General features: G+C 73.0%; 20 protein-coding genes and 2 pseudogenes. 9 read left to right on the forward strand and 13 right to left on the reverse strand.

The genetic code is table 11. The annotated features are described in order from the left end of the window. Positions 1-33: 33 nt before the first annotated feature. Genes ACQPYX_RS10660 through ACQPYX_RS10680 form a run of 5 tightly spaced genes read right to left on the reverse strand, consistent with a single transcriptional unit; the run spans position 34 to position 4,391 of the window. Positions 34-978, reverse strand: a complete 945-nt coding sequence (locus tag ACQPYX_RS10660; protein ID WP_433802881.1) for a carbohydrate kinase family protein — start codon at positions 976-978, stop codon at positions 34-36. Continuing rightward, positions 975-1,604, reverse strand: coding sequence for a class II aldolase/adducin family protein (locus tag ACQPYX_RS10665; RefSeq protein ID WP_433802882.1), 630 nt, complete (start codon positions 1,602-1,604; stop codon positions 975-977). The genes ACQPYX_RS10660 and ACQPYX_RS10665 overlap by 4 nt, the downstream gene beginning before the upstream one ends. Then, positions 1,601-2,686, reverse strand: coding sequence for an ABC transporter ATP-binding protein (locus tag ACQPYX_RS10670; protein WP_433802883.1), 1,086 nt, complete (start codon positions 2,684-2,686; stop codon positions 1,601-1,603). Before ACQPYX_RS10670 ends, ACQPYX_RS10665 begins: the two co-directional genes overlap by 4 nt. Then, positions 2,683-3,471 (reverse strand): ABC transporter permease, encoded by a 789-nt coding sequence (locus ACQPYX_RS10675; protein ID WP_433802884.1) that lies wholly within the window; start codon positions 3,469-3,471, stop codon positions 2,683-2,685. Before ACQPYX_RS10675 ends, ACQPYX_RS10670 begins: the two co-directional genes overlap by 4 nt. Further along, on the reverse strand, positions 3,468-4,391 hold the full coding sequence (locus ACQPYX_RS10680) for an ABC transporter permease (RefSeq protein WP_433802885.1): 924 nt from the start codon (positions 4,389-4,391) through the stop codon (positions 3,468-3,470). Before ACQPYX_RS10680 ends, ACQPYX_RS10675 begins: the two co-directional genes overlap by 4 nt. 236 nt (positions 4,392-4,627) lie before the next feature. On the opposite strand from ACQPYX_RS10680, the gene ACQPYX_RS10685 reads away from it, so the two are divergent. Genes ACQPYX_RS10685 through ACQPYX_RS10705 form a run of 5 tightly spaced genes read left to right on the forward strand, consistent with a single transcriptional unit; the run spans position 4,628 to position 10,920 of the window. Further along, positions 4,628-5,677, forward strand: coding sequence for an ABC transporter substrate-binding protein (locus ACQPYX_RS10685; RefSeq protein WP_433802886.1), 1,050 nt, complete (start codon positions 4,628-4,630; stop codon positions 5,675-5,677). Further along, positions 5,674-7,839 (forward strand): N,N-dimethylformamidase beta subunit family domain-containing protein, encoded by a 2,166-nt coding sequence (locus ACQPYX_RS10690; protein ID WP_433802887.1) that lies wholly within the window; start codon positions 5,674-5,676, stop codon positions 7,837-7,839. The genes ACQPYX_RS10685 and ACQPYX_RS10690 overlap by 4 nt, the downstream gene beginning before the upstream one ends. A gap of 17 nt (positions 7,840-7,856) precedes the next feature. Further along, entirely contained in the window at positions 7,857-8,666 is an 810-nt protein-coding gene (locus ACQPYX_RS10695; protein ID WP_433802888.1) for a transketolase, read from the forward strand. Beyond that, the gene (locus ACQPYX_RS10700; protein WP_433802889.1) at positions 8,663-9,694 is read left to right on the forward strand and encodes a transketolase family protein; all 1,032 of its coding nucleotides are present in this window, start codon (positions 8,663-8,665) and stop codon (positions 9,692-9,694) included. The genes ACQPYX_RS10695 and ACQPYX_RS10700 overlap by 4 nt, the downstream gene beginning before the upstream one ends. Continuing rightward, positions 9,691-10,920: an aminotransferase class III-fold pyridoxal phosphate-dependent enzyme gene (locus ACQPYX_RS10705; protein ID WP_433802890.1), complete on the forward strand. Its 1,230-nt coding sequence runs from the start codon at positions 9,691-9,693 to the stop codon at positions 10,918-10,920. The genes ACQPYX_RS10700 and ACQPYX_RS10705 overlap by 4 nt, the downstream gene beginning before the upstream one ends. A 68-nt stretch (positions 10,921-10,988) precedes the next feature. Here the strand turns inward: ACQPYX_RS10705 and ACQPYX_RS10710 are convergent, their stop codons facing one another. Next, a complete protein-coding gene (locus tag ACQPYX_RS10710) occupies positions 10,989-11,435 on the reverse strand; it encodes a winged helix-turn-helix transcriptional regulator (protein ID WP_433802891.1) in 447 nt (148 codons plus the stop codon). A 122-nt stretch (positions 11,436-11,557) separates the two neighbouring features. Between ACQPYX_RS10710 and ACQPYX_RS10715 the strand changes: the two are divergent. Next, positions 11,558-11,932: pseudogene (locus ACQPYX_RS10715) on the forward strand (tautomerase family protein); the annotation flags it as partial. Positions 11,933-11,936: 4 nt separating this feature from the next. Here the strand turns inward: ACQPYX_RS10715 and ACQPYX_RS10720 are convergent. The 3 genes from ACQPYX_RS10720 to ACQPYX_RS10730 form a co-directional block, all read right to left on the reverse strand. Then, positions 11,937-12,977, reverse strand: coding sequence for a ketopantoate reductase family protein (locus ACQPYX_RS10720; protein WP_433802892.1), 1,041 nt, complete (start codon positions 12,975-12,977; stop codon positions 11,937-11,939). 261 nt (positions 12,978-13,238) lie between these two features. Beyond that, entirely contained in the window at positions 13,239-13,631 is a 393-nt protein-coding gene (locus ACQPYX_RS10725; RefSeq protein ID WP_433803707.1) for a type II toxin-antitoxin system VapC family toxin, read from the reverse strand. Between the two features lie 13 nt (positions 13,632-13,644). Further along, positions 13,645-13,779, reverse strand: coding sequence for a hypothetical protein (locus ACQPYX_RS10730; RefSeq protein ID WP_433802893.1), 135 nt, complete (start codon positions 13,777-13,779; stop codon positions 13,645-13,647). 84 nt (positions 13,780-13,863) lie between these two features. Between ACQPYX_RS10730 and ACQPYX_RS10735 the strand changes: the two genes are divergently transcribed. Continuing rightward, positions 13,864-14,322, forward strand: a complete 459-nt coding sequence (locus ACQPYX_RS10735) for a hypothetical protein (RefSeq protein WP_433802894.1) — start codon at positions 13,864-13,866, stop codon at positions 14,320-14,322. A gap of 51 nt (positions 14,323-14,373) precedes the next feature. Here ACQPYX_RS10735 and ACQPYX_RS10740 read toward each other — a convergent pair whose 3' ends face one another. The 3 genes from ACQPYX_RS10740 to ACQPYX_RS10750 are packed head-to-tail and all read right to left on the reverse strand — an operon-like array spanning position 14,374 to position 19,177. After that, a complete protein-coding gene (locus tag ACQPYX_RS10740) occupies positions 14,374-16,746 on the reverse strand; it encodes an ATP-binding cassette domain-containing protein (protein ID WP_433802895.1) in 2,373 nt (790 codons plus the stop codon). Beyond that, positions 16,734-17,495 carry an FHA domain-containing protein gene (locus ACQPYX_RS10745; protein ID WP_433802896.1) on the reverse strand — a complete coding sequence of 254 codons (762 nt, stop codon included), beginning with the start codon at positions 17,493-17,495 and terminating at the stop codon, positions 16,734-16,736. Before ACQPYX_RS10745 ends, ACQPYX_RS10740 begins: the two co-directional genes overlap by 13 nt. 35 nt (positions 17,496-17,530) lie before the next feature. After that, entirely contained in the window at positions 17,531-19,177 is a 1,647-nt protein-coding gene (locus ACQPYX_RS10750) for a serine/threonine-protein kinase (protein WP_433802897.1), read from the reverse strand. A 203-nt stretch (positions 19,178-19,380) separates the two neighbouring features. Here ACQPYX_RS10750 and ACQPYX_RS10755 point away from each other — a divergent pair, with 203 nt between their 5' ends. Both ACQPYX_RS10755 and ACQPYX_RS10760 read left to right on the forward strand, forming a co-directional pair. Then, positions 19,381-20,007, forward strand: coding sequence for a peptidoglycan-binding domain-containing protein (locus ACQPYX_RS10755; protein ID WP_433802898.1), 627 nt, complete (start codon positions 19,381-19,383; stop codon positions 20,005-20,007). 62 nt (positions 20,008-20,069) lie between these two features. Beyond that, the gene (locus tag ACQPYX_RS10760; RefSeq protein ID WP_433802899.1) at positions 20,070-20,570 is read left to right on the forward strand and encodes an HAD domain-containing protein; all 501 of its coding nucleotides are present in this window, start codon (positions 20,070-20,072) and stop codon (positions 20,568-20,570) included. A 71-nt stretch (positions 20,571-20,641) separates the two neighbouring features. On the opposite strand, the pseudogene ACQPYX_RS10765 reads toward ACQPYX_RS10760, so the two are convergent. Then, positions 20,642-21,139 (reverse strand): annotated as a pseudogene (locus ACQPYX_RS10765) (protein kinase domain-containing protein); the annotation flags it as partial. Positions 21,140-21,363 lie beyond the last annotated feature (224 nt).

A 21,363-nucleotide genomic window follows, 5' to 3' on the forward strand; every position in this document is an offset into this window, starting at 1 on the left:
CTGCGCACCCGCCGGCCGTAACGCCGCTCATCCTCACACCGGCACCCCTCGGCCTCCGTGCTCGGCCAGGAACGCGAGCGTCGTGTCGAGGTCGACGATGCCCGCGTCCGACCCCAGGCCCCCCGCCACGAGCGCTGCGGCCGCCGTGCCCCACAGAGCGGCACCCACCGGGACGAGGCCCCGGTCGAGCCCCACGAGGTAACCCGCGCAGAACGCGTCGCCACACCCCGTCGTGTCCACCACGTCGACGGACAGGGCCCCGACGCGCTCGGTGACCTCGCCGACCAGCAGGGCGCCGTCGGCCCCGCAGGTGGCGACCACACCACCGACCCCCAGCGCGCGCAGCTCCCCGGCCGCGTCCTCGAGGTCGTGCCGTCCGGTGAGAGCGCGGAGCTGGTCGTCGTTCGGCAGGAACCAGTCCACGTGCTCCCACAGCGCGCCGAGCTCCTCGAGCAGGCCGGGACGTCCGACGCTGAGCAGATCCATCGAGACGGTCGTCCCGTGGGCGACGGCGTGGCGCAGGATGCCGGGCAGGTCCGACGTCGCGAACCCGCCGAGGACGTCCGGCCCGCCGACGTGCAGCACGTCGGCGTGGGCGACGAGGTCGAGGTCGACGTCGTCGGCGGTCAGCGTCGCCATCACCCCGGGGGCGTGCAGGGCGGGCCGGGACCCGTCCGGGCGGATCGGCAGGATCGTCGACGGGGTCGCCCCGTCCGGTCGCACCGCGAGCCCGGAGGCGTCGACACCGTGGTCGGTCAGCAGGGCGCGCAGGAGCCGGCCCGCGCTGTCGTCGCCGACCGCCCCGACGCTGGTCACGTCCGCGCCCAGCTTCGCCAGGTCGACGGCGGTGCCCCCGGCGGTCCCCGCCGCCGTCAGGCGGATCTCGTCGAGGACGCGGCGTCCCTGGCCGGCGGGGATGTCGGTCACCGGTCGCCCGAGGACGTCCAGGATGTGCGCGCCCAGACAGACGACCTTCACGACGTCGCCCGCCGGGCCACGACCGCGTCGAGCTCGTCGGCGCGCAGCACCCGGGGCTGCCCGAGTCGGGCCGCGGTGGTGTGCAGCTCGCACAGCCACTCCACGAGCCGGGCGCGGTCGTAGGCCTCCTCCAGGTCGGCGCCGTACGCGACGGCGCCGTGGTTCTGCATGAGGGCCGCGGACCGGTCCGTCAACGCGGTCTGGACCGAGGCGGCCAGCTCCGGCGTCCCGTACGTGGCGTACGGGGCGACGCGCGGCGGACCTCCGAGCCGGACCACGTAGTAGTGCAGGGCGGGCAGCTCGTCGTGCACCACCGACACCGCGGTGCTGTGCATCCCGTGGTGGTGCACGACGGCGCCGGCCTCGGTGCTCGCGTACACGGCCAGGTGGAGCGGCGTCTCCGACGACGGGCGGTGCGGCCCCTCGACGACGGTGCCGTCGAGGTCGACCACGCACACGTCGGCCGCACCGACCGCGTCGTAGGACATGCTCGACGGGGACACGGCGACGAGGTCGCCGACGCGGACGCTGACGTTGCCCGCGGTCCCCGTGACGAGGCCGTCGGCCAGCATCGCCCGGCCGGCGTCGGCGACCGCCTCGCGGGCGGCGTCGAGCTCGGTCGTCATGCCCCGACCTCGACCCGCTCGCCGGCGGTCTCGGGCACCAGCACGCCGGCCTGCGCGGGCCACGACACCTCGACGCGGTCGTCCCGCCTGGCGCTCGCCGCCTCGCCCGCATCGCGGACGAGGCCGGTGGAACCGTCGTCGAAGCGCACCAGGATGCGGCGGAACGCACCCTGGTAGACGACGTCGGTGACGGTCGCGGAGAGGCGGTTGGTGCCGTCGGTGGGTGGGGCGCCGATCCGCAGCCGTTCGGGGCGCACGACGAGGCAGCCCGGCCCGTCCGGTCCGTCGCAGTGCAGCTGGGCGGAGCCGGTGTCGAGCAGACCGCCGCGGACGGTGCCGGTGAAGACGTTCGAGTCGCCGAGGAAGGTGGCGACGAACCGGGAGGCGGGGGACTCGTAGAGCTCGTCCGGCGTGCCCACCTGCTCGATCCGTCCGTCCCGGAACACCGCGATCCGGTCGGAGAGGGCCAGGGCCTCCTCCTGGTCGTGGGTGACGAACACGAAGGTGATGCCGAGCTCGGAGTGCAGCCGCGAGATCTCCAGCTGCAGCGACTCCCGCAGCTTCTTGTCGAGCGCGCCGAGAGGCTCGTCGAGCAGGAGCGCCCGCGGGGAGAAGACGACGGCGCGAGCGAGCGCGACGCGCTGCTGCTGGCCGCCGGAGAGCTGGGAGGGCAGGCGGTCCCCGTGCCCACCGAGGTGGACGAGCTCGAGGGCCTCGGCGACCCGGCGCGCCGTCTCCGCCTTGCCGACCTTGCGCTGACGCAGCGGGAACGCGACGTTCTGCGCCGCGGTCATGTGCGGGAACAGGGCGTAGCTCTGGAACACCATGCCGAGATTGCGGCGGTACGCGGGCAGACGGGCGATGTCGTCGTCGTCGAGCAGGATGCGCCCGGAGGTGACGTCCTCGAAGCCCGCGATCATGTTGAGCGTCGTGGTCTTCCCCGACCCGCTCGGCCCGAGCAACGTCATGAACTCACCCGCGGCGACGTGCAGGTCGACGGCGTCGACGGCCGGAGCGGTGGTCCCGGGGAAGCGCTTGGTCAGTGCCTCGGCGCGGATGGTGGCGCCTGCGCGGTCGGTCATGGGGTGGACTTCCTCCGGGTCAGCGCGACGAGGCCCAGCAGGGCGGTGGACACGACGAGGACGACGGTCGAGGCCGCCGCGATGGTGGGGTCGACCTCGTTGGTGACCGAGGTGAACATCCGCACCGGGAGGGTCTGCAGCTGCGGCGACTGCACGAACAGGGAGACGACGACCTCGTCGAAGGAGGTCACGAACGCGAACAGCGCGCCGGCCAGGACGCCGGGCCGGATGATCGGGAGGGTGACCTGACGGAAGGTCGCCCAGCCCGAGGCGCCGAGGCCCGCCGCCGCCCGCCCGAGCACGGGGTCGACGTTCTGCAGGGCGGCGGCCACGTTGACCACCACGAAGGGCAGGGCGAGCACGGTGTGGGCGATGACGAACCCCAGCGGGGTCCCGATCAGGCCCCACCCGAGGAACGCGGCGTAGAGCGCCACCGCCACCACGATCCCGGGGACGATCAGCGGAGCCATGAACAGGCCGTCGAGCGCCCCCCGACCACGGAACGACGTCCGGTCGAGCGCGAGCGCCGCCGCCGTTCCGAGCAGGGTGGCGACGACCGTGACGATGAGCGCGAGCTGCAGCGAGACCAGCAGCGAGGTCAGCCAGCTCGACTCGGTGAAGAACGTGGCGTAGTGCCCGAGCCCCCAGCTGCGCGGCGGGAAGGCGAAGCTGTCCTCGCCGGAGAAGCTGATGGGCACCACGACGAGCGTCGGGACCACCAGCCAGACCCCGACCAGGACCCCGATCCCGACGAGGACGCGGCGCAGGGTCGTCCCGCCGGTCACGTCAGGCCTCCCGCGATCCCGGCGCCGGTGGTGCCGCGGGTGCGGGTCAGCATCCGCACCCCGCCGAGCAGGACGAGCGTGACCACGAGCAGTGTCACCGCGAGCGCCCCGGCCGCCCCGAAGTTCACGAGCTGGTTGACCTGCACCGAGATGAACTGGGCGAGCATCGACTGTTTCGGCGAGCCCACGAGCGAGGGCGTCACGTAGAAGCCGAGCGAGAGGACCATGACCAGGGTGGCACCCGCGGCGACGCCGGGGAGCGAGAGCGGCAGGTAGACCCGGGTGAACGCGGTGATCGGCCGTGCCCCGAGCGAGAGCGCCGCGTCGACGAGGCGGCGGTCGATCCCGCGCATGGCCGTGTACACGGGCAGCACGACGAACGGCAGCATCACCTGCGCCATCGCGAGCGTGACGCCCGCCGTGGTGCCGAGGAGACGTACGGGCCGGAGGCCGACGGCGCCGAGCAGCTGGTTGACCACGCCGTTGTCCTGCAGGAGCACCACCCAGGCGAAGGTGCGTGCCATCAGGGAGGTCCAGAACGGCACGAGCACCACGGCGAGCAGCACCCCGCGCCAGCGGCCCGACACGATCGTCATGAGGTAGGCGTAGGGGTAGGCGACCACCACGCAGACGACCGTCACCACCGCGGCCATGAGCAGGGTGCGCAGGACGACGGTGGTGGTCACCTCGTCCCCGACGAGCGCGGTGTAGTTGCCGAGCCCCGGCTCGGGCGTGGTCACCGAGAGCCAGAGCAGCCGCAGCGCGGGGACGACGAAGAACACCAGCAGCACCAGCAGGGCCGGCACCGCGAGCAGCAGCGTGGCCCGGCGCGCCGGGGACGGTCGCCGTCCCGGCGGCGGGTCGGGTGCCTCCGGCGGGGCGGAGGTGGCCGCCCCCGCCACGGGTGACGTCACGGTCATCGACGGGCCTCCTGAGGGCGCGGCAGCCGAGAAGCGTTTCACGAAGTGGAATCACCGTCTCGGCTCGTCGTCCTCCCTGTCAAGCCCGGATTCAGTCGTCAAGCTGCCGAAACCCGCGTGTAACGCCGTGCGGAGCACGGCTGTACGGCGTCTTGACAGCGCGAAGAAGTGCGCTCCATGCTTTCTTCATGCGAACAGCGTTTCGCAATATGAAATCAACTCGAGAGGTGGGCACCGTGCGTACTCGGAGGAGCACTCTCGCGGCCGTCGCATTCGCCGGCGTCGTCGCGATGACCACCGCCGGCTGTTTCGGCCCGGTCGGCGCCCAGGGCGCGGGTGGCGCACCGGTGGTGTTCGCCAACACCGGCGGGGCCCTCGCCGAGGTGTTCAAGGCGAACGCGTACGCCGACCTCTCCGCGCAGGGCGTCACGGTGGCCGACGAGTCGCCGAACAACGAGGCGAAGCTGACCGCGATGGTGCAGGGCGGGAACCCGACCTGGGACGTCTTCTACTCCACGCCCTACACCGCGATGGGCAAGTGCGGGACGTTGTTCGAGCCGATCGACTGGAACCGCGTCGACCGGTCCGGGCTCGACCCCGCGCAGACCTCCGAGTGCGGCGTCCCGATCATCAACTCGTCGTTCCTGCTCGTCTACAACAAGGCCAAGTTCGGGGCGAACCCGCCGACGAGCTGGGCCGACTTCTACGACACCACCCGTTTCCCCGGCACCCGCGGGATCATGAACTACGCCAAGGACGCCGGGATGGAGACAGCGCTGCTCGCGGACGGCGTCCCCGGCACCCAGCTCTACCCGCTCGACTACGACCGGGCGTTCCGCAAGCTCGACACGATCCGCGCGTCGACCCGGTTCTACGACACCGGGGCCCAACAGACCCAGGCCCTGCAGTCGGGCGAGGTCGACATGATGCTCGCCTGGCCCGGCCGCGCCTACGACGCGGTGAAGGGCGGGGCGCCGCTGGGCGTGGTGTGGAACCAGCCGCTGAGCTACTTCGACACGGTCACGGTGGTCAAGGGAGCCCCGCACCGCGACCAGGCCTACCAGCTGATCAACGCGCTGATCGGGCAGAAGAACCAGAAGGCCATCACGGACCGCATGCCCTACCTGCCCACGAACTCCGCCGCCGCCCCGAGCGCCGACCCGACGATCCGCGAGTTCATCGACGGCCCGCAGTCCAACGGCACCACCGTGGTGCGGGACAACGCGTGGTGGGCCCAGAACCTCGATCAGGCCACGCAGCGCTGGACCTCGTGGGTCAACCGGTGAGGCTGCTCGGCTACGCCGACCGGCTCTCGGTGCCCGCGGGTGGGCGGGTCGCGGTGCACGTGTCGAGCGAGCACCCCGAGGTCGGGGTGTCGCTGGTACGCCTCCGCCGGGGCGGGTCGCCCCGCCACCACGTGGAGCTCGTCGAGGAGTCGGTCGCCTCCGACCTGCCGACGACCGTGCCCGGGCGCGTGCAGCGCACGACCTCGGGCTCGTTCGCCGAGGCGCAGCTGCGCGCACGTCTTCCCGACGTCGGGTGCGCGCTCTGGTTCCGCCCGACGGCCCCGACGGACGAGCAGCGCCCGCTGCTCGTAGTCGGGAGCCTGGGGCTCTGGTGTTCGGCGGACGCGCTCGAGCTGCGCGACGGTGACGACGTCCTCGCCCGTCTCGAGGCACACGCGGTGCGCGGACGCTGGGCGTTCGCGGCGGCGACGGTCGACGCGGCCGGTCGCGTGCGGCTCACGCTGCACCGGCCGGGCCTTCCCGACGAGGCGGTCGAGACGACCGCGGCTCCGGTGACCGTCTCGGAGCGCCTGCTGCTCGGCAGCGACGGGGTCGTGCGGCCCGGGCCCGGTGCCACGTTCGACGGCGGGGTCGCCCGGCCCGTCGTCTCGCGGTCGTGGGGACCGGAGGTGACCGAGGCGCTGCGTTGCGGCGCCGACCCGCTCGCCCTGCTCGACGCCGGGTCGACCAGCGCTCTCGACCTCGCCGCCGACCCGGGTGGGGTCCGGGTGCCCGACCGCGGCGCCCTCACCGGCGGCGCAGCCGTGCACCACCTCCCCACGCGGGGCGTCCCCGGACCGTTCTGGACCGGGGCCGAGCGCGACTTCCGCCCGGCGCCCGCGGAGTTCGACGCGCTGCACCTGCACGAGGACGACCTGGCGGACGCCGGCTGGGACGTCGACGCCACGTGGACCGTCCCGACGGACCTCCCGAGCGGGGTCTACGCGGTGCGTCTCACCGCGGGCGACGACGTGGACCGCGTCCCCGTCGTCGTGACCCCCGCGCGACACGGTGCGTCGGTCCTGCTCGTGCTGCCGACGTGGACCTACCTCGCCTACGCGAACTGGCGGACGTACGCGGAGTACGAGACCGAGCGGCTCGGGCTCTACGGGGAGGACCGCGGCATCGACGAGCGCGACCGGTGGCTCGCCGCGCACCCGGAGTTCGGGCGCTCGCTCTACGACGTGCACTCCGACGGCAGCGGGGTCTGCTACTCCACGCGGCGTCGACCGATCGTGAACATCCGCCCCGACTACTACACGCCGACGACCTGCGGTTTCCGGCACTACGCGCAGGACCTGCTGCTGCTCGACTGGCTCGAGCGGCGCGGCGAGCACTACGCGGTGGTCACCGATGACGAGGTGGAGCAACAGGGGACGGCGCTGCTCGACCGGTACCGCGTCGTGCTGACCGGCGGGCACCCGGAGTACTGCTCGGCCGGGATGCTCGACTCCTACGCCGCCTACACCGCCACCGGCGGGCGGCTGATGTACCTCGGCGGGAACGGCTTCTACCAGGTCACGGCCCGCCACCCCGGCGTGCCGGACGCCCTGGAGATCCGTCGCGGCCACGCGGGCGTCGCGACCTGGGTCTCCGACCCGGGGGAGGAGCACCTCTCGGCGACCGGCGAGCCCGGGGGCCTGTGGCGCATGCGTGGCCGGGCGCCGAACCGCCTCGTCGGGGTCGGGTTCACCGCGCAGGGCTTCGACCGGGGTCACGGCTACCGGCGCAGTGCCCGCAGCGCGGAGCCGGACGTGTCGTGGGTGTTCGACGGGGTGAAGGCGGGCGTCGGCGAGGTCGTCGGCGCCGACGGTCCGGGCCTCGGGGGAGCGGCGGCCGACGAGTTCGACCGCGCCGACATCGGGCTCGGGACGCCGCCGGACGCCGCGGTGCTCGGGTCGTCGGTCGGCCACTCCCACAAGATCGGGCTCGCGCCCGAGGAGATCGACCACGGCTACGCCGCGCCCCCGCCCGGCGTGCACCCGAACGTCCGCGCCGACCTCGTGCTGTTCGGCCTGCCGGGAGGCGGCGCCGTGTTCTCCGTCGGCTCGATCGGCTGGTCGACGGCCATGAGCCACGACGGCGGGGACAACGACGTCGCCCGCATCACCGGGACCGTCCTCGACCGCTTCCGCGACCACGACGGACCGGTCGCCCCGTGACCATCTCAGGAGGGACCATGACGGACCTCGCCGAGCGCGCCCGCTTCGTGCGCACCGAGACGGTGCGCCTCACCCGCATCGCGGGCGCCGGGCACTACAGCGCCGTGTTCTCGTGCGCGGAGATCCTCGCGGCGCTCTACTACGCCGAGCTGCGGCTCGACCCGGCCCGACCCGACTGGCCGGACCGCGACCGCTTCGTGATGAGCAAGGGCCACGCCGCGATCGGGCTCTACCCCCTGCTCGCCGACCTCGGGTTCTACGACCCCGCCGAGCTCGACACCTACACCCGGCTCGGCAGTGCCTTCGGCGACCACCCCGACGGCAAGCGGATCCCCGGCGTCGACTTCTCCTCCGGGTCGCTCGGCCACGGACTCTCGATCTGCGTCGGCATGGCGTGGGCGGGTCGGCACCGGGGGAGCGACCACCGGACCTGGTGCCTGCTGGGCGACGGCGAGCTCGCCGAGGGGCAGGTGTGGGAGGCGGCGATGTCGGCCGCGCACTACGGGCTGGGGAACATCGTCGCCGTCGTCGACGCCAACCAGCTCGGGATCGACGGGTTCGTCGCCGACGTGATGGCGGCCGAGCCGATCGAGGAGCGCTTCGCGGCGTTCGGCTGGGACACCCACCGGGTGGACGGGCACGACCTCGAGGCCCTGCTCGCGACCTTCGCCGCCCTGCCCGCGCGGGGCGGGACCCGACCGCAGCTGATCGTCGCCGACACCGTGAAGGGCAAGGGCGTCGCGCGGATGGAGCTGAGCCCGGACTGGCACGTCGGCAACCTCGTCGGCGCCGACTACGACGACGTGATGGCGGAGCTGAACGCATGACGAGCACGGAGGAAGCCCAGGACCAGGCCGCGATCTTCAACGGCACGGCGGCGTTCAAGGACTCCCGGTCGGTCGACGGCACCGACACCCGCGCCGTGCCGGCGTTCGTGCTCGGCGAGGAGCTCGCGGACCTCGCGGACGTCGACCCGCGGATCGTCGTGCTGACCGCCGACCTCGGTCGGTCCAACCGCACCACCGACTTCGCGGCGCGGCACCCGGACCGGTTCGTGAACGCCGGGATCGCCGAGAAGAACATGATCACGATGGCCGCGGGGATGGCGGCGAGCGGCCTCCTGCCCTTCGCCGCGACCTTCGGCTCGTTCGCCGCGCTGCTGTGCGCCGAGCAGATCCGGACCGACTGCGCGTACCCCGACCTGCCCGTCCGCGTCGTCGGGCACCACTCGGGGATGTCGATGGGATTCTACGGGACGAGTCACCACAGCCTCGAGGACCTGGCGATGATGCGGTCGATCGCCGACCTCACGGTGGTCGCGGCGACGGACGCGAACCACCTGCGCGCGCTGCTGCGGCTCTCGCTCGACCACCCGCACGCGATGTACCTGCGACTGGGGCGGGGGCGGGACCCGCAGGTGTACGCGGAGGTGCCCGAGCTCGTCGTCGGGAAGGCCCTGACGCTGCGGGAGGGCGGCGACCTGACGATCATCGCGACCGGCTCCGAGGTCGCACCGGCGATGCAGGCCGCCGACGACCTCGCCGCGGGGGGCCTCGAGGCCCGCGTGGTCGACATGTGGACCGTGTCGCCGCTCGACCGCGACGCCGTGCTGGCCGCGGCCCGGGAGACCGGGGCCGTGCTCACGGTCGAGGAGGCGAACGTGACCGGCGGGCTCGGCTCGGCGGTCGCGGAGTGCCTGCTCGAGGCCGGTCTCGCACCCCGGTTCCGCCGCCACGGGGTGCCCGACCAGCACGTTCCGGTCGGCCCCCCCGCCGCGCTCTACGCCCACTACCGGCTCGACGGCGCGGGGATCGCCGCCGCGGCCCGGGAGCTCCTGGAGGAGACGAGATCATGACGACGACCGAGCTGGGTCTGGGTGAGCAGGAGCTGGCGCTGCGGGAACGGGCCGGCCGCGTGATCCCGGGCGGCATGTACGGCCACATGTCGGTGTCGGCGTTCTCCACCGCCCACCCGCAGTTCGTGGTGTCGGGGGAGGGCGCGCGGGTGTGGGACGCCGACGGGCGCGAGTACCTCGACCTGATGTGCAGCTGGGGCCCGATGATCGTCGGGCACCGCCATCCCGCGGTGACGGCGGCGATCGTCGACCAGCTCGGCCGCGGCGACTGCCTCGACGGCATCAGCCCGACGGCGGTGGAGTACGCGGAACTGCTGGTCGACACGGTCGCCGCCGCGGACTGGGCGTTGTTCTGCAAGAACGGCACCGACGCGATGACCACCTGCATGACGACGGCCCGCGCGGCCACCGGGCGACGCAAGGTGCTGGTGGCCCGCGGCGCCTACCACGGCGCGGTGCCGGGGTTCGCCGTGCGCGGCGGGGGCGTGACCGCGGAGGACCAGGCGCACCTCATCCGCTACGAGTACAACGACCTGGCCTCGGCGCGGGCCGCCGCGGACGAGGCGGGCTCCGACCTGGCGGCCATCCTGGTGACGCCGTTCCGGCACGACATCAAGCGCGACCAGGAGCTGGTCGACCCGGCCTTCGCGCGCGGACTCCGGGACCTCGCGGACCGGACCGGCGCGGTGCTGGTCCTCGACGACGTGCGCGCGACCCACCGGCTCGACCTGGCCGGCTCGTGGGAGCCGCTCGGGGTGCGGCCCGACCTCTCGGCGTGGTCGAAGCCGCTCGCGAACGGCCAGCCGCTGGGCGCGGTGACGGGCATCGACGCGCTGCGCGACGCGGTCCGGACGATCTACGTGACCGGCTCCTTCTGGACGGGGGCGGTGCCACTGGCCGCGGGGCTGGCGACCCTGACCGAGCTGCGCCGCGGGGAGGCCCTGCCGACGATGGAGCGGGCCGGGACGCGGCTCCGCGAGGGACTCGCCGCCCAGGCCGCCGCGCACGGGGTGTCGATCCGGCAGACCGGGCCGGTGCAGATGCCGATGCTGTCGTTCGACGGCGACCCCGACTTCCGACGCGTCACCGCGTGGGCCGAGGCGGCCGTGCAGCGCGGGGTGTACCTGCACCCCTGGCACAACTGGTTCCTGTCCTCCGCGCACACCGACGAGGTGATCGACGCGATCCTCGAGCGCACCGACGGGGCGTTCGCGGCGGTCGCGTAGCGAGCCGTCCGGCGGCGACGGCGTGGTGCGTCGCCGGAGCCGAGTCCGGTGGACTCGGTTCCGGCCGCTCACCAGGCGGTCGGCTGCACGTCCGCGGTCATGTCCCGCCAGGCGATCGGCTCGCCGCAGTGCGCGCACGTGGTCCGCGGCTCGGCCGCGTGCCCGCACGCGCGGTGGACCAGCTGCACCGGCGGGACGTCGTTCTCGTACTTGTCGCCCCACGCCATGAGGGCGACCAGGACCGGATAGAGGTCGGCGCCCTTGGCGGTGAGGCGGTACTCGTGGCGGACGGGCCGGTCCTGGTAGGGCACCCGCTCGAGCACGCCCTCCTCGGTGAGCACGCGGAGCCGATCGTTGAGCACGTTGGCCCCGAGGCCGAGCTTGGACCGGAAGTGGTCGTAGCGCCGCTCCCCGCGGAAGCACTCGCGCAGGATCATCATCGTCCAGCGCTCACCGATGACCGACCAGGTGCGCGCCACCGAGCAGTAGACGTCGCCCAGTTCGTCGTGTCGCACGTCGGCAACCCTAGACCTTTTTCGAGTCTCAGCAGCTTGCAGAGGTGACGAAGTCCGCTCTACGGTCGGACTCAGTTCGAGTGTGACCCACGAGTCCGGAGGTCGACGTACCCTTCTACCAGTTCACCGTGCCCACCGGGGACCCGACGTTGCAGCACCGGGCCGAGGTCGCGGCGGCGGTGACGAAGGTGCACGCCGAGGTGACCGGCGCCCCGAGCGCCTACGTGCACTGCTCGTTCGTCGAGGTCCCGCCGGGCAGCATCTTCGTGGCGGGGGAGGCCGTGACCGGGCCGCGCATGGTCGGGATCATCCGCGACGGCCGGTCCGCCGCGACGCGTGGCCGTCTGCTGCACGGGATCGCCGACGCCTGGTCGGAGATCACCGGGGTCGCGAAGAAGGACATGGCGATCTTCCTGCAGGAGGTGCCCGGGGCCAACGTCCTCGAGGACGGGGAGATCCTGCCGGAGTCGGCGGACGACGTCGGCGCGATCGCCTGAGGCTTCACGTCAACGCGAGCTCCCGCCGCAGCTCGTCGGCGGTGATCGAGCCCGGACGGCGCCCGTCCCGGGTCGCTTCCCGCGCGAGCGCGGCGATCCGGGCGTTGATCGGCGCGGCCGCGCCGACGCGTCGTGCGATCAGCGCGATCTCGCCGTTGAGGTAGTCGGTCTCGATGCTGCCGGTGCCGCGCATCAGCGACTGCCAGCTCGACCCGCCGAGCTGCTCCGGCTCCCCTGGCACGGGGAGGAACTCGAGGCCCTCGGGCTTCCACCCGGCGCGGGCCTCCTCCTTCCCGACGACGGGTACGGCGGCGGCCTCGAGGACCCGCTCGGTCTCGGCGCGCAGCGCCGTCGTGATGTCCTCGGCCCCGGTCGTGTCGCCGAGCAGGGCCTCGAGGGCGTTGCCGACGTTCGCGATCAGCTTCCGGTACTTCCAGGCCATCACCGCCTCTGTGGGGCGGACGAGGCAGCCGGCCGGGTCCCAGTCCGCGGCGATCGCCGCGAGCAGCGCCTGGTCGGCGGCCGGGTCGGGGGAGTGGCCGTAGCGACCCATGTGGAACACCCCGCGGAGCGGTGCCCCGCGGACGATGACCTCCCCGGGCTCGAGCAGCACCGTCGGGAACCAGACGCACACGGCGAACACGCGCTCGGCCCGGCGCAGGGCGATCTCCTCGCCCTCGACGCCGTTGAGGGCGACGAGCACCGGCAGGACGTCGAGAGCCCGGCCGACCACGGAGCCGTCCTCGTCGTGGACCGGGACGTCACCCCAGGTGTCGAGCACGTCGGCGGCCTGCGGGGTCTTGGCGGTGAGGACGAGGACGTCGTCGACGGTGAGTCGGGCCTGGTCGGGTGTGGTGGCGACGGGCACGGCGACGGTCTCGGTGAGGTCGGGGCAGCGCAGCGTCACACCCCGCTCGGCCATGACCCGGGCGTGCTCGCCCCGCGTGACGAGCAGGACCTCCCGTCCCTGCCGGGCGAGCAGGCCGCCGAGGGCGCTGCCGACCGCGCCGGCGCCGAGGAACACGTACCGCGGGGAGCGAGCCACCGCCCCTTCCTACTCCGCGGTCGGAGCGGGAGGTCGGAGGTGTCGCCGCCGGGGCGCGGACCGTGGACGCGGCGGTCGGCCGCATTGATGCGGCAGATCGTGGAGGGAGGCCTGGCGTCGCCGCATCAGCCGCTCTCGGCGAACGCCCGGTGTTCGGTTGCCACAGCTGCACCGGCTCCGGGTCGCGCTGCGCGAGGAACTCGTCGTCCGCCGGCGATGCGTTCGGGTCCGCCTCGATACGCCGGCGGACCCGCCGTCCACTCAGCCGTGCTGCGCCACCGGCACGACGGTCAGTCCCGGGAGGGTCGGGAAGTCGTCAGGGTTTGCCGTGTGCAGCGGCAGGGCGCGGGCGAGGGCTACGGCGGCGATCATCGCGTCGTAGCTCCGGGCCCGGGATTTCCGTCCGGCCTGGCGCAAAGCTGTCGCGACGCGTCCGAACGCGCGTGCAGCGGGCGCGTCGAAGGGCAGCGGATCGACGTCGGCCTCGGCCTGTCGGAGAACAGCTTGCCGCGCAGCCCGTTCGTCGTCCGAGCGCGCCACGAGTGGGCCGACGGAGAGCTCGGCCAGCGTGACCGTGCAGATGAACGGCGTGACCGGGAGCTGACTCGCATCGGTCAGGGTCGGCAGAGCGATGATCACGCTCGTGTCGAGCAGGCCCTCCCCGCGGTCACAGGTCGCTGTCGATCACGCCGTCCACCTCGGCGCGGAACGCGTCGGGATCGATCGCGGGCACACCACGCCAGCGGGACAGGAGTGCCTCCCGGGTGAGCCGCGGCCGGGGCAGCTGGAGCCGCCACGCCACCCCTGAGTTCCGGGATCGTCCCGATCCGCTCCTTCGCGGAGTCTCTGGCCTGCACGGACGGAGACAACGAGAAGGAGGGACGTCATGCGGATCTCGGTTCCCCGCGCTGCGGCGACAGCGCTGCTCACGGCGGCGCTGGTGGTCTCGGGCGGGACGATCGCGGCGAAGGAGGCCGCGGCGGAGCCGATCGGCCTCGCGCCGTCGGAGGTCGCCTGTGGGATCACCACCTGCACGGCGTACTGGTCGGTGGCGCGGACCCGCGAGATTCACGCCGAGTGGAAGGAGACGCTGGTCGGAGCAGGTGCGGTGGGTGTGGCCGGAGCAACCGTCGGAGCGGCCGCTGCCAGTGGTCCCGCCGCACCGATCGTGGCCGGTGTCGGAGCGGCCGTGGCGGTGCGGTCGCTGGAGTTCAATCACATGATCAACGGCGCGGCGAACGACGGGAGATGTCTGATCTACAAGTTCCCCAAGCCTGCCGTCACCCATGGTTGGTTCGGCAGCGTTCACCTGCGCAACGAACACTGTGACAGCGGTCCGGCGTGAGCGACGGGTCGGTCCACGGTCCGAGGAGGACCGTGGACCGACCTCGTACCGTCAGCCCGAACGTCGCTGCGGGTCGAGCCGGCGCAGAAGCCACCACGCCGCCGCCACGTACAGCCCCGCGAGGACGACGAGGGCGAGCATGTCGAGCACCCACACCCCGGCCGAGACCTCCCACAGCGGGTCGGCGTACGGGTAGAACGTGCCGGGGCCGGTGGGCAGCCCGATGGTCACCGCACCCGCCGCGAACCCCCATCTCGCGGGCACCAGCCACGCCAGCTGCCCGAGCCCGATCCGGTCGCTGATCTGGAGCAGGGCGCTGGACAGGATGAACTGCAGCATGGCGAGCAGCACCAGCAGCGGCATCCCGCGATCGGCGTTGTCGATCAGCGCGGAGACGGCGAGCCCCACGGCCATGCTCGCGACCGTCAGCAGCACCAACGCCGCCACGATCTCGACGACGGGCGAGCCCAGCACCACCGCAGCATCGGGCGGCGGCCGGCCGATCGTCCCGAGCACGCCGAGGACCACGGCCTGCACCCCGACGATGACGCCGAGCACGATCAGCTTCGAGGCCAGGTACGCGCCGCGGGACAGCCCGATGGCCCGCTCGCGGGAGTAGATCTCGCGTTCCTTCACCAGCTCGCGAATCGAGGCGGCCGAGCCCATGAGGGCGGCGCCCACGACCAGGACGAGCCAGATGCTGTTGGGCGCCCCGGCAGCGCCCCGGAGCTGCTCGAGCATCGACAGCCCGGCGTCCCCGGGCAGCGCGTGTGCAAGCACGCTGAGCACCAGGGGCAGGGCCGCCATGAAGATCAGGTACTGGCGGTCGGAGGCGATCACCGCGAGGTAGCGGCGGCACAGGACCGACAGCTGCCGGACCACGGACTGCTGTCGGGGTGCCGCCGCCCCCACCGACTTCCCGAGCCGCTCGGTGCGGCCGGCCCGGCCGCGGTCCCGGCCGATCCAGCGGGCGTGCGCCGGGGATCCCCGGAACCGTTCGCCCCAGTCGTCCCGCTCGGCGAGCCGGAGGAAGACGTCGGCGAAGTCGGTCTCGCCGAAGTAGGCGAGCGCCTCGCGGGGCGGCCCGAAGAAGGCGACCTCCCCGCCGGGGGCGAGCAGCAGCAGGCGGTCGCAGACGTCGAGGTTGGCGACGCTGTGGGTCACCACGACCACGGTGCGCCCGTCGTCGGCCAGCTCGCGCAGCGTGCGCATGACCGACTTGTCCAGGCCCGGGTCCAGGCCGGAGGTCGGCTCGTCGAGGAAGAGCAGCGACGGGCGAGTGAGCAACTCGAGTGCGACGGAGGTCCGCTTGCGTTGGCCGCCGGACAGGGTGCGGATGGCCTGGTCGGCCTGCCCCGACAGTCCCAGTTCGGAGATCACCTCCTCGACGCGGTGGTCGCGTTCGGCGGCGGCGACGTCGTCGGGGAACCGCAGCTCTGCGGCGTAGCGCAGGGCCCGGCGGACGGTGAGCTGGGGATGCAGGATGTCGTCCTGCGGGACGAGGCCGATCCGCTGTCGCAGTTCGTCGTAGTCGGCGTAGAGGTCGCGGCCGGCGTACTCGACCCGTCCCTCGTCGGCGGGCCGGAACCCGGTGAGAGCACGGAGCAGCGTCGACTTGCCCGCGCCGGACGGTCCGACGACGGCGAGGAGGCTCTTCGACTCCAGCGCGAAGCCGACGTCGTCGAGCAGGGTCTTCCCGCCGGCCCGGACGACGAGCCCGTGCGCCCGGAACTCCACGTCGCCGGTGTCCACGTACTCGACCAGCCGGTCGCCGTCGAGGTGGAGCAGGGCGTGGCCGATACCCACGACGTCGTCGGGGCCGATCTCCTGCTGACGGACCCGCTGCCCGTTGACGAACGTCCCGTTCGAGCTGCCGAGGTCGATCAGCACCCACCGGCCGTCCCGCCGGTGCAGCTCCGCGTGCCGTCGGGAGGCGAGGAGATCGTCGACCACCACGTCGTTGACGGCGTCCCGCCCGATCGTGACCGCCTTCGTCGGGACGGTGCTGAGCTCGTGCGAGACCGAGAACCGTCCCTGTCGCTGCGAGCGCGCTGCGGCCTCGGTGATCCCGACGACGGGTGGGGTCGGCAGGGCCGCCGGCGCCCGGCGGGTGCTCAGCTCGATGACGGGTCCGTCGGCTCGGGAACCCAGACGGATGGCGAGGGAGCCGCGGACGGGCTGCCGTCCGAGCGGTCGGTCGTCGCTCCATGCCCCGTTGCGGCTGACGTCGACGACCTCCCAGCCCTCGGGCCCGGGCTTGACCACGAGGTGGCGCCGGGACACCTGCGGGCCGACGACCTGCAGGTCACAGGTCTCGTCGCGACCGATCACGAACTCGACGCCCGGGCGGACCACGCGCCGCTCGCCGGGGGCGCGGACGTCGAGGACCTCCTGCCCGACGACCGGTCGGTCTACGCGTCCCACCACTGCTGCTCCTGCCGCTCGAGCCATGCCTCGTCGGAGAGCAGGGCGAGGTCGTCGCGCCGGACGGCGCCGGAGTCGAGGAGGAGGCTCACCAGCAGCATCGGCGGGAGCTCCGCACCCTCCTCGGCGAGGCCGCTGCGCACGACCTTCGCGCGCAGCGTCTTGAGGTGTTCGTGCATGCGCCGGGTCAGCCGCAGCCGGGTGCGCTCGTCGACGTCGTAGTCGCGGACGAGGTGCCAGCTGTTGGTCGCCTCGAGCACGTCCCGCGCGAGCTTCGGGACGGGTGGGGGAGGAGCGGCGCTCGTCGGGTCCTCGAGCCGGTGCCGGCACAGCAGCAGCGCGACGACGAACTCCTTCGTGCGGCGCTGCAGCCGGAGCGGCTCGGCGGTCACGGAGACGCCGCCGGCGGTCCAGCCGGGCAGCACCGTCCGGTGATGAGCGCCCTCGACGGTGATCCACACCGCGAAGGGGGACCGTCCCCAGGAGGGACCGGTGAGCCGCGCCGACCCGGCGCGGAGGACGAAGCCGCCGTCGGCGCCCTCGGGCCCGACGGGCTCGAGCCGGGACACGGTGCCGTGCGCGTCGACCAGCACCGCGTGCGTGTGGCTGAGATTGGTGACGACGACGCCCCCGTCGCGCGAGCGCAGCCGCACGGCCCGACGCGACAGCCGCCCCTCGTCGGGAACGGGGATCTCGCAGCGCACGTCCCGGCCGATGAGCAGCTCGCCGCCCGGGACGAGGTCGGCCACTCGCTCCCCGGCGGTGACGCGAGCGGTGGGTGCGCTCACCAGCCCGCGCCGGGAGCGGGTTCCACCAGGGTGGCCTGGACGGTCTGGCCGTCGACGGTGGTGGTCCGCGCCGCGGGGTCAAGCGCCGGGGCTGGTGAGACCACCTCCCCGTCCTTCCGGGTCCCGACCTGCTCGCCGTCGGCGAGGACGATCCAGCCGACGCGGGACGTGCCCGTGCGGGCGCTGTAGAGGCCGGCGGGTGGCGCCGAGCGCTCCGCGGAGAACGGCAGCGTGCGCCCGCCGACGGTCATCGAACCGAGGGCGGCGGTCTCGGTGACGTCCACGCGGACCGCGGCGCCTTTGGGGTTGCTCAGTTCCATGGTGGTGCCGGAGACGGTGCCCTCGAGCCACGCCTCGATCTTCTTGCCGTCGCAGAGGTAGGCGGCGACCTTCCCGCCCTTGACCGCCAGCGCGACCGTCACCTCGTTCCCGCTGCTACGACCCGTGTAGGCGCCGTCGGCGATGGCCGGGACCACCGTGTCAGCGGCCGGGGAGACCGCCGGCGCGCCGACCACCGCGGCCGGGGCGGCCGCCGCCGGCGCGCCCGCATCGCCGGTGCCGACGAGCACCGCGCCACCGACCGCCAGGGCGGCCACGAAGGCCCCGGCACCGACGAGCACGGGCGTGCGGGGACGCCGCCGCGCCGGGACGAGCGTCGGAGCGGCGGGCGGGAGTGAGGGTGCGGGCTCGTCGTCCGGCTCGTCGTCGGGGGTCTTCGTGACGGCGGGTGCGGTCGCGACGGCCGCAGCGGCCGGTTCGGGCGTCGGGAGGACGGTCTCGACGGCGCCCTGCGGTACCGGGGTGTCGGTCGCCTGCTCGAGGGCGGCCCGGGCGGCGACGGCGACCGCCCCGCACGAGGTGTAGCGCTCCGCCGGGTCCTTGGCCATTGCCCGGGCGATCACGTCGTCCAGGCCCGCGGGGACGTCCGGACGCACCTCCGCGAGGCGAGGCGGCTCCTGGTTCAGGTGGGCGTGCATCGCCTCGGGCAGGGTCGTCGCGGGGAACGGCTTGTCCCCGGCGAGCACCTCGTAGAGCACGCAGCCGAGGGAGTAGACGTCGACGAGGAGGTCGGCGCGCCGGCTCGTGTACCGCTCGGGCGCCATGTAGTCGAACGTGCCGGCGGTGGCGTTCGTGCTGCTCAGACTGGAGTCGGCGCCGCCGAGCTGCGCCACGCCGAAGTCGGTGAGGTAGGCGAACGAGGGCGTGTCGGCGTCGGCCATCGTCACGAGCACGTTCGACGGCTTGACGTCGCGGTGGACGAGGCCGTCGGCGTGCGCGGCGTCCAGGGCCGCGGCCACCTGCTCGACGATCCCCACGGCCTGCGAGGGCGGCAGGCCCCCGCGCCGCGAGAGGAGGCTGCCGAGGTCGGGGCCCTGCACGTAGCGCATGTCGAGGAAGAGCCGGCCGTCGATCTCGCCGTAGTCGTGCACCGGGAGGACGTGCGGCTCCGTCAGGCGGGCCGCCACCTCGGACTCGGTGCGGAACCGCTTCCGGAACGCCTCGTCGCGGGCGAGCGACACCGGCAGCCGCTTGAGCGCGACCGTGCGCTTGCGGACGGTGTCGTAGGCGCGATGGACCTCGCCCATGCCGCCCCGCCCCAGCAACTCGTACAGAACGTAGTTGCCGAACTTCTCTGCGCTCACCGCGCACCCCCACACGAGTAACGGATTCGCGATGTCATCGAGATCCTTGCGCGGAGCGTTAACCGGACCGAGCGAAATGTCCAGATCGTTCACTGATCGCGCACCCCCTGAGCTCAGGGATACGGCTCCGGCGCGCTGCGGCGCAGGGTCCTTCCTCAGAGCCGGCACCAGGGCCGGCCCGAACGGGAGGAGGAGGACCGACCATGAGCACGACCATGAGCCGCCGCCTCGGCGCGGCGGTCGCGGCAGGGGCGGTGATCGTCGGCCTGGCCGTCGGCGTCGCGCCGGCCGCCTCGGCGGAGGAGGGGGCGGACTTCGTGGGGCCGAACTCGACGAGCCTCGAGCTCAACGGCTACCCCGGCCTCGTCGGGAACTCGGGCTTCCCCGTGGAGTGCGTGCAGCGGGCCCTGCTCCGTGAGCCCGACGGGGACTACGGGCAGGACACCTTCGACGCCATCCGACGTTTCCAGGCGCTGCACGGCCTGGAGGTCGACGGCGTCGTCGGACCCGCGACGGGGGACCGGCTCATCCCGAGCCTGCCCGCGGCGTTCAAGAAGTCCTGCTACGGAGTCATCCCGACGACGACCTCCCTGCCCGAGGCCGAGGAACGGCCGGTCGTTCCGGGTCGGACGGTGTCCGAGGAGGACTTCGGCTCGTGCATGGAGGAGAACAACACCGGCCTGCCGGGCGTGGGCAAGATCGCCAGGATCGGCAAGCTGTACACGATGCTGAAGAAGGGCAAGAAGGTCGACGGGGCGGAGGTCGCGCGCACCGTTCCAGGGACCGACCTGCTCACGATGTTCAGCTGCCTCCGCCACGGGCCGTCGTGATCGACGGGTGGTCGTGCTCCGTGACCGGGGCACGGCCACCCCCGGGCGCCGGGAGGGACGCAATGGAACCCGCACTCATCGCCGTCGACATCGACGGTGTGCTGAACCCCTACAACATGTCGCGGAGCCGGGGTCAGAAGCTCGGCTACCGCCCGTCGAAGCGGCTGCGTCAGGAACGCATGATGCGCACCTTCTGGAACCGCACCCACGGCGCCGAACTGCGGCGCCTGAGCCGGGAGTACGACGCGGAGCTGGTGTGGGCCACCTACTGGAACGGCCTCGCGAACGAGTACGCGCGTCTCGAGGTCGGGCTGCCGGAGCTCCCGGTCGTCGAGCTCGACCTGACGACGCTGACCACGGACTGGAAGTACCCGACGATGCTCGCGTACGCGGCAGGGCGTCCCCTCGTCTGGTTCGACGACGAGCACGTCGACCACGGTCGGGGGCGCGACGAGTTCCTGGCGGCCCGGACCGAGCCGACCGCCCTGATCGACGTTCCTCCGGTCGAGGGCCTGGGAGAGCCGCAGATCGCGGCCGCGGAGCGGTTCCTCGGACTGCTCTGATCGTCTCGTCCGGTTCCAGGGTGGCGCACAGTCGGCGACGCGACCTGTTGGTCGCCGGGATCCTCGGGGGCCATGTGGGCGGGGGTGCCCAGGCCGTCGCCGGCCCCACCGGTGCGGATCGCGACCCCGAAGTCTGCGAGCTTGCTCTCGCCGTCCCGGATGAGCAGCACGTTCTCCGGCTTGTAATCGCGGTGCACCACTCCCGCCCGGTGCGCGAAGTCGAGACCGAGCAGGGATCCCTCGAGCACCGCCAGGGCGGACTCCGGCTCCGTGGCGCCGTGCTCGCTCTTGGGTCGCGCGCAAGGAGGCGCCGTCGGCGAGCCGCACACCATGGCTGATCTGCCGTCGTCCTCGACGAGTCGTGCAGCTGGACGACGTGCGGCGTGCGGATTCCGGCCAGGAGAACCGCTTCCTCGGCGAAGGCCCGGCGGAACTCCGGGTCGGCCAGGAACCGGGGGCTCAGGTACTTGCTCGCGACCCGGCTGTCGTCCACGTCGCTCGCGAGGACCACAGTTCCCGTGCCACCGCGACCCAGTGGACGGACCTCCGTACAGCCCGGCAAGATCCATTTTCCGCCACTGCTCACCCCCCCCGATCGACCCGACCACACACGGTCGCTCCCGCGTCGGCGTTCGGTTCCTCCCGATATCGCATGAATAGCTTCGGCGTCACGCCAAGAGTGTCGGGAACGGGGTGCAGCTCGAGATCCACAAAGGGTTGTGTTGCGGGTCGTAGTCGCGCTTCCACGCACAGTGCGGATTGCGCGAACTCGTTGCGCCAGTCCCACCTTGGA

Source organism: Actinomycetospora sp. CA-084318 (assembly GCF_050955885.1).
GTDB lineage: Bacteria > Actinomycetota > Actinomycetes > Mycobacteriales > Pseudonocardiaceae > Actinomycetospora.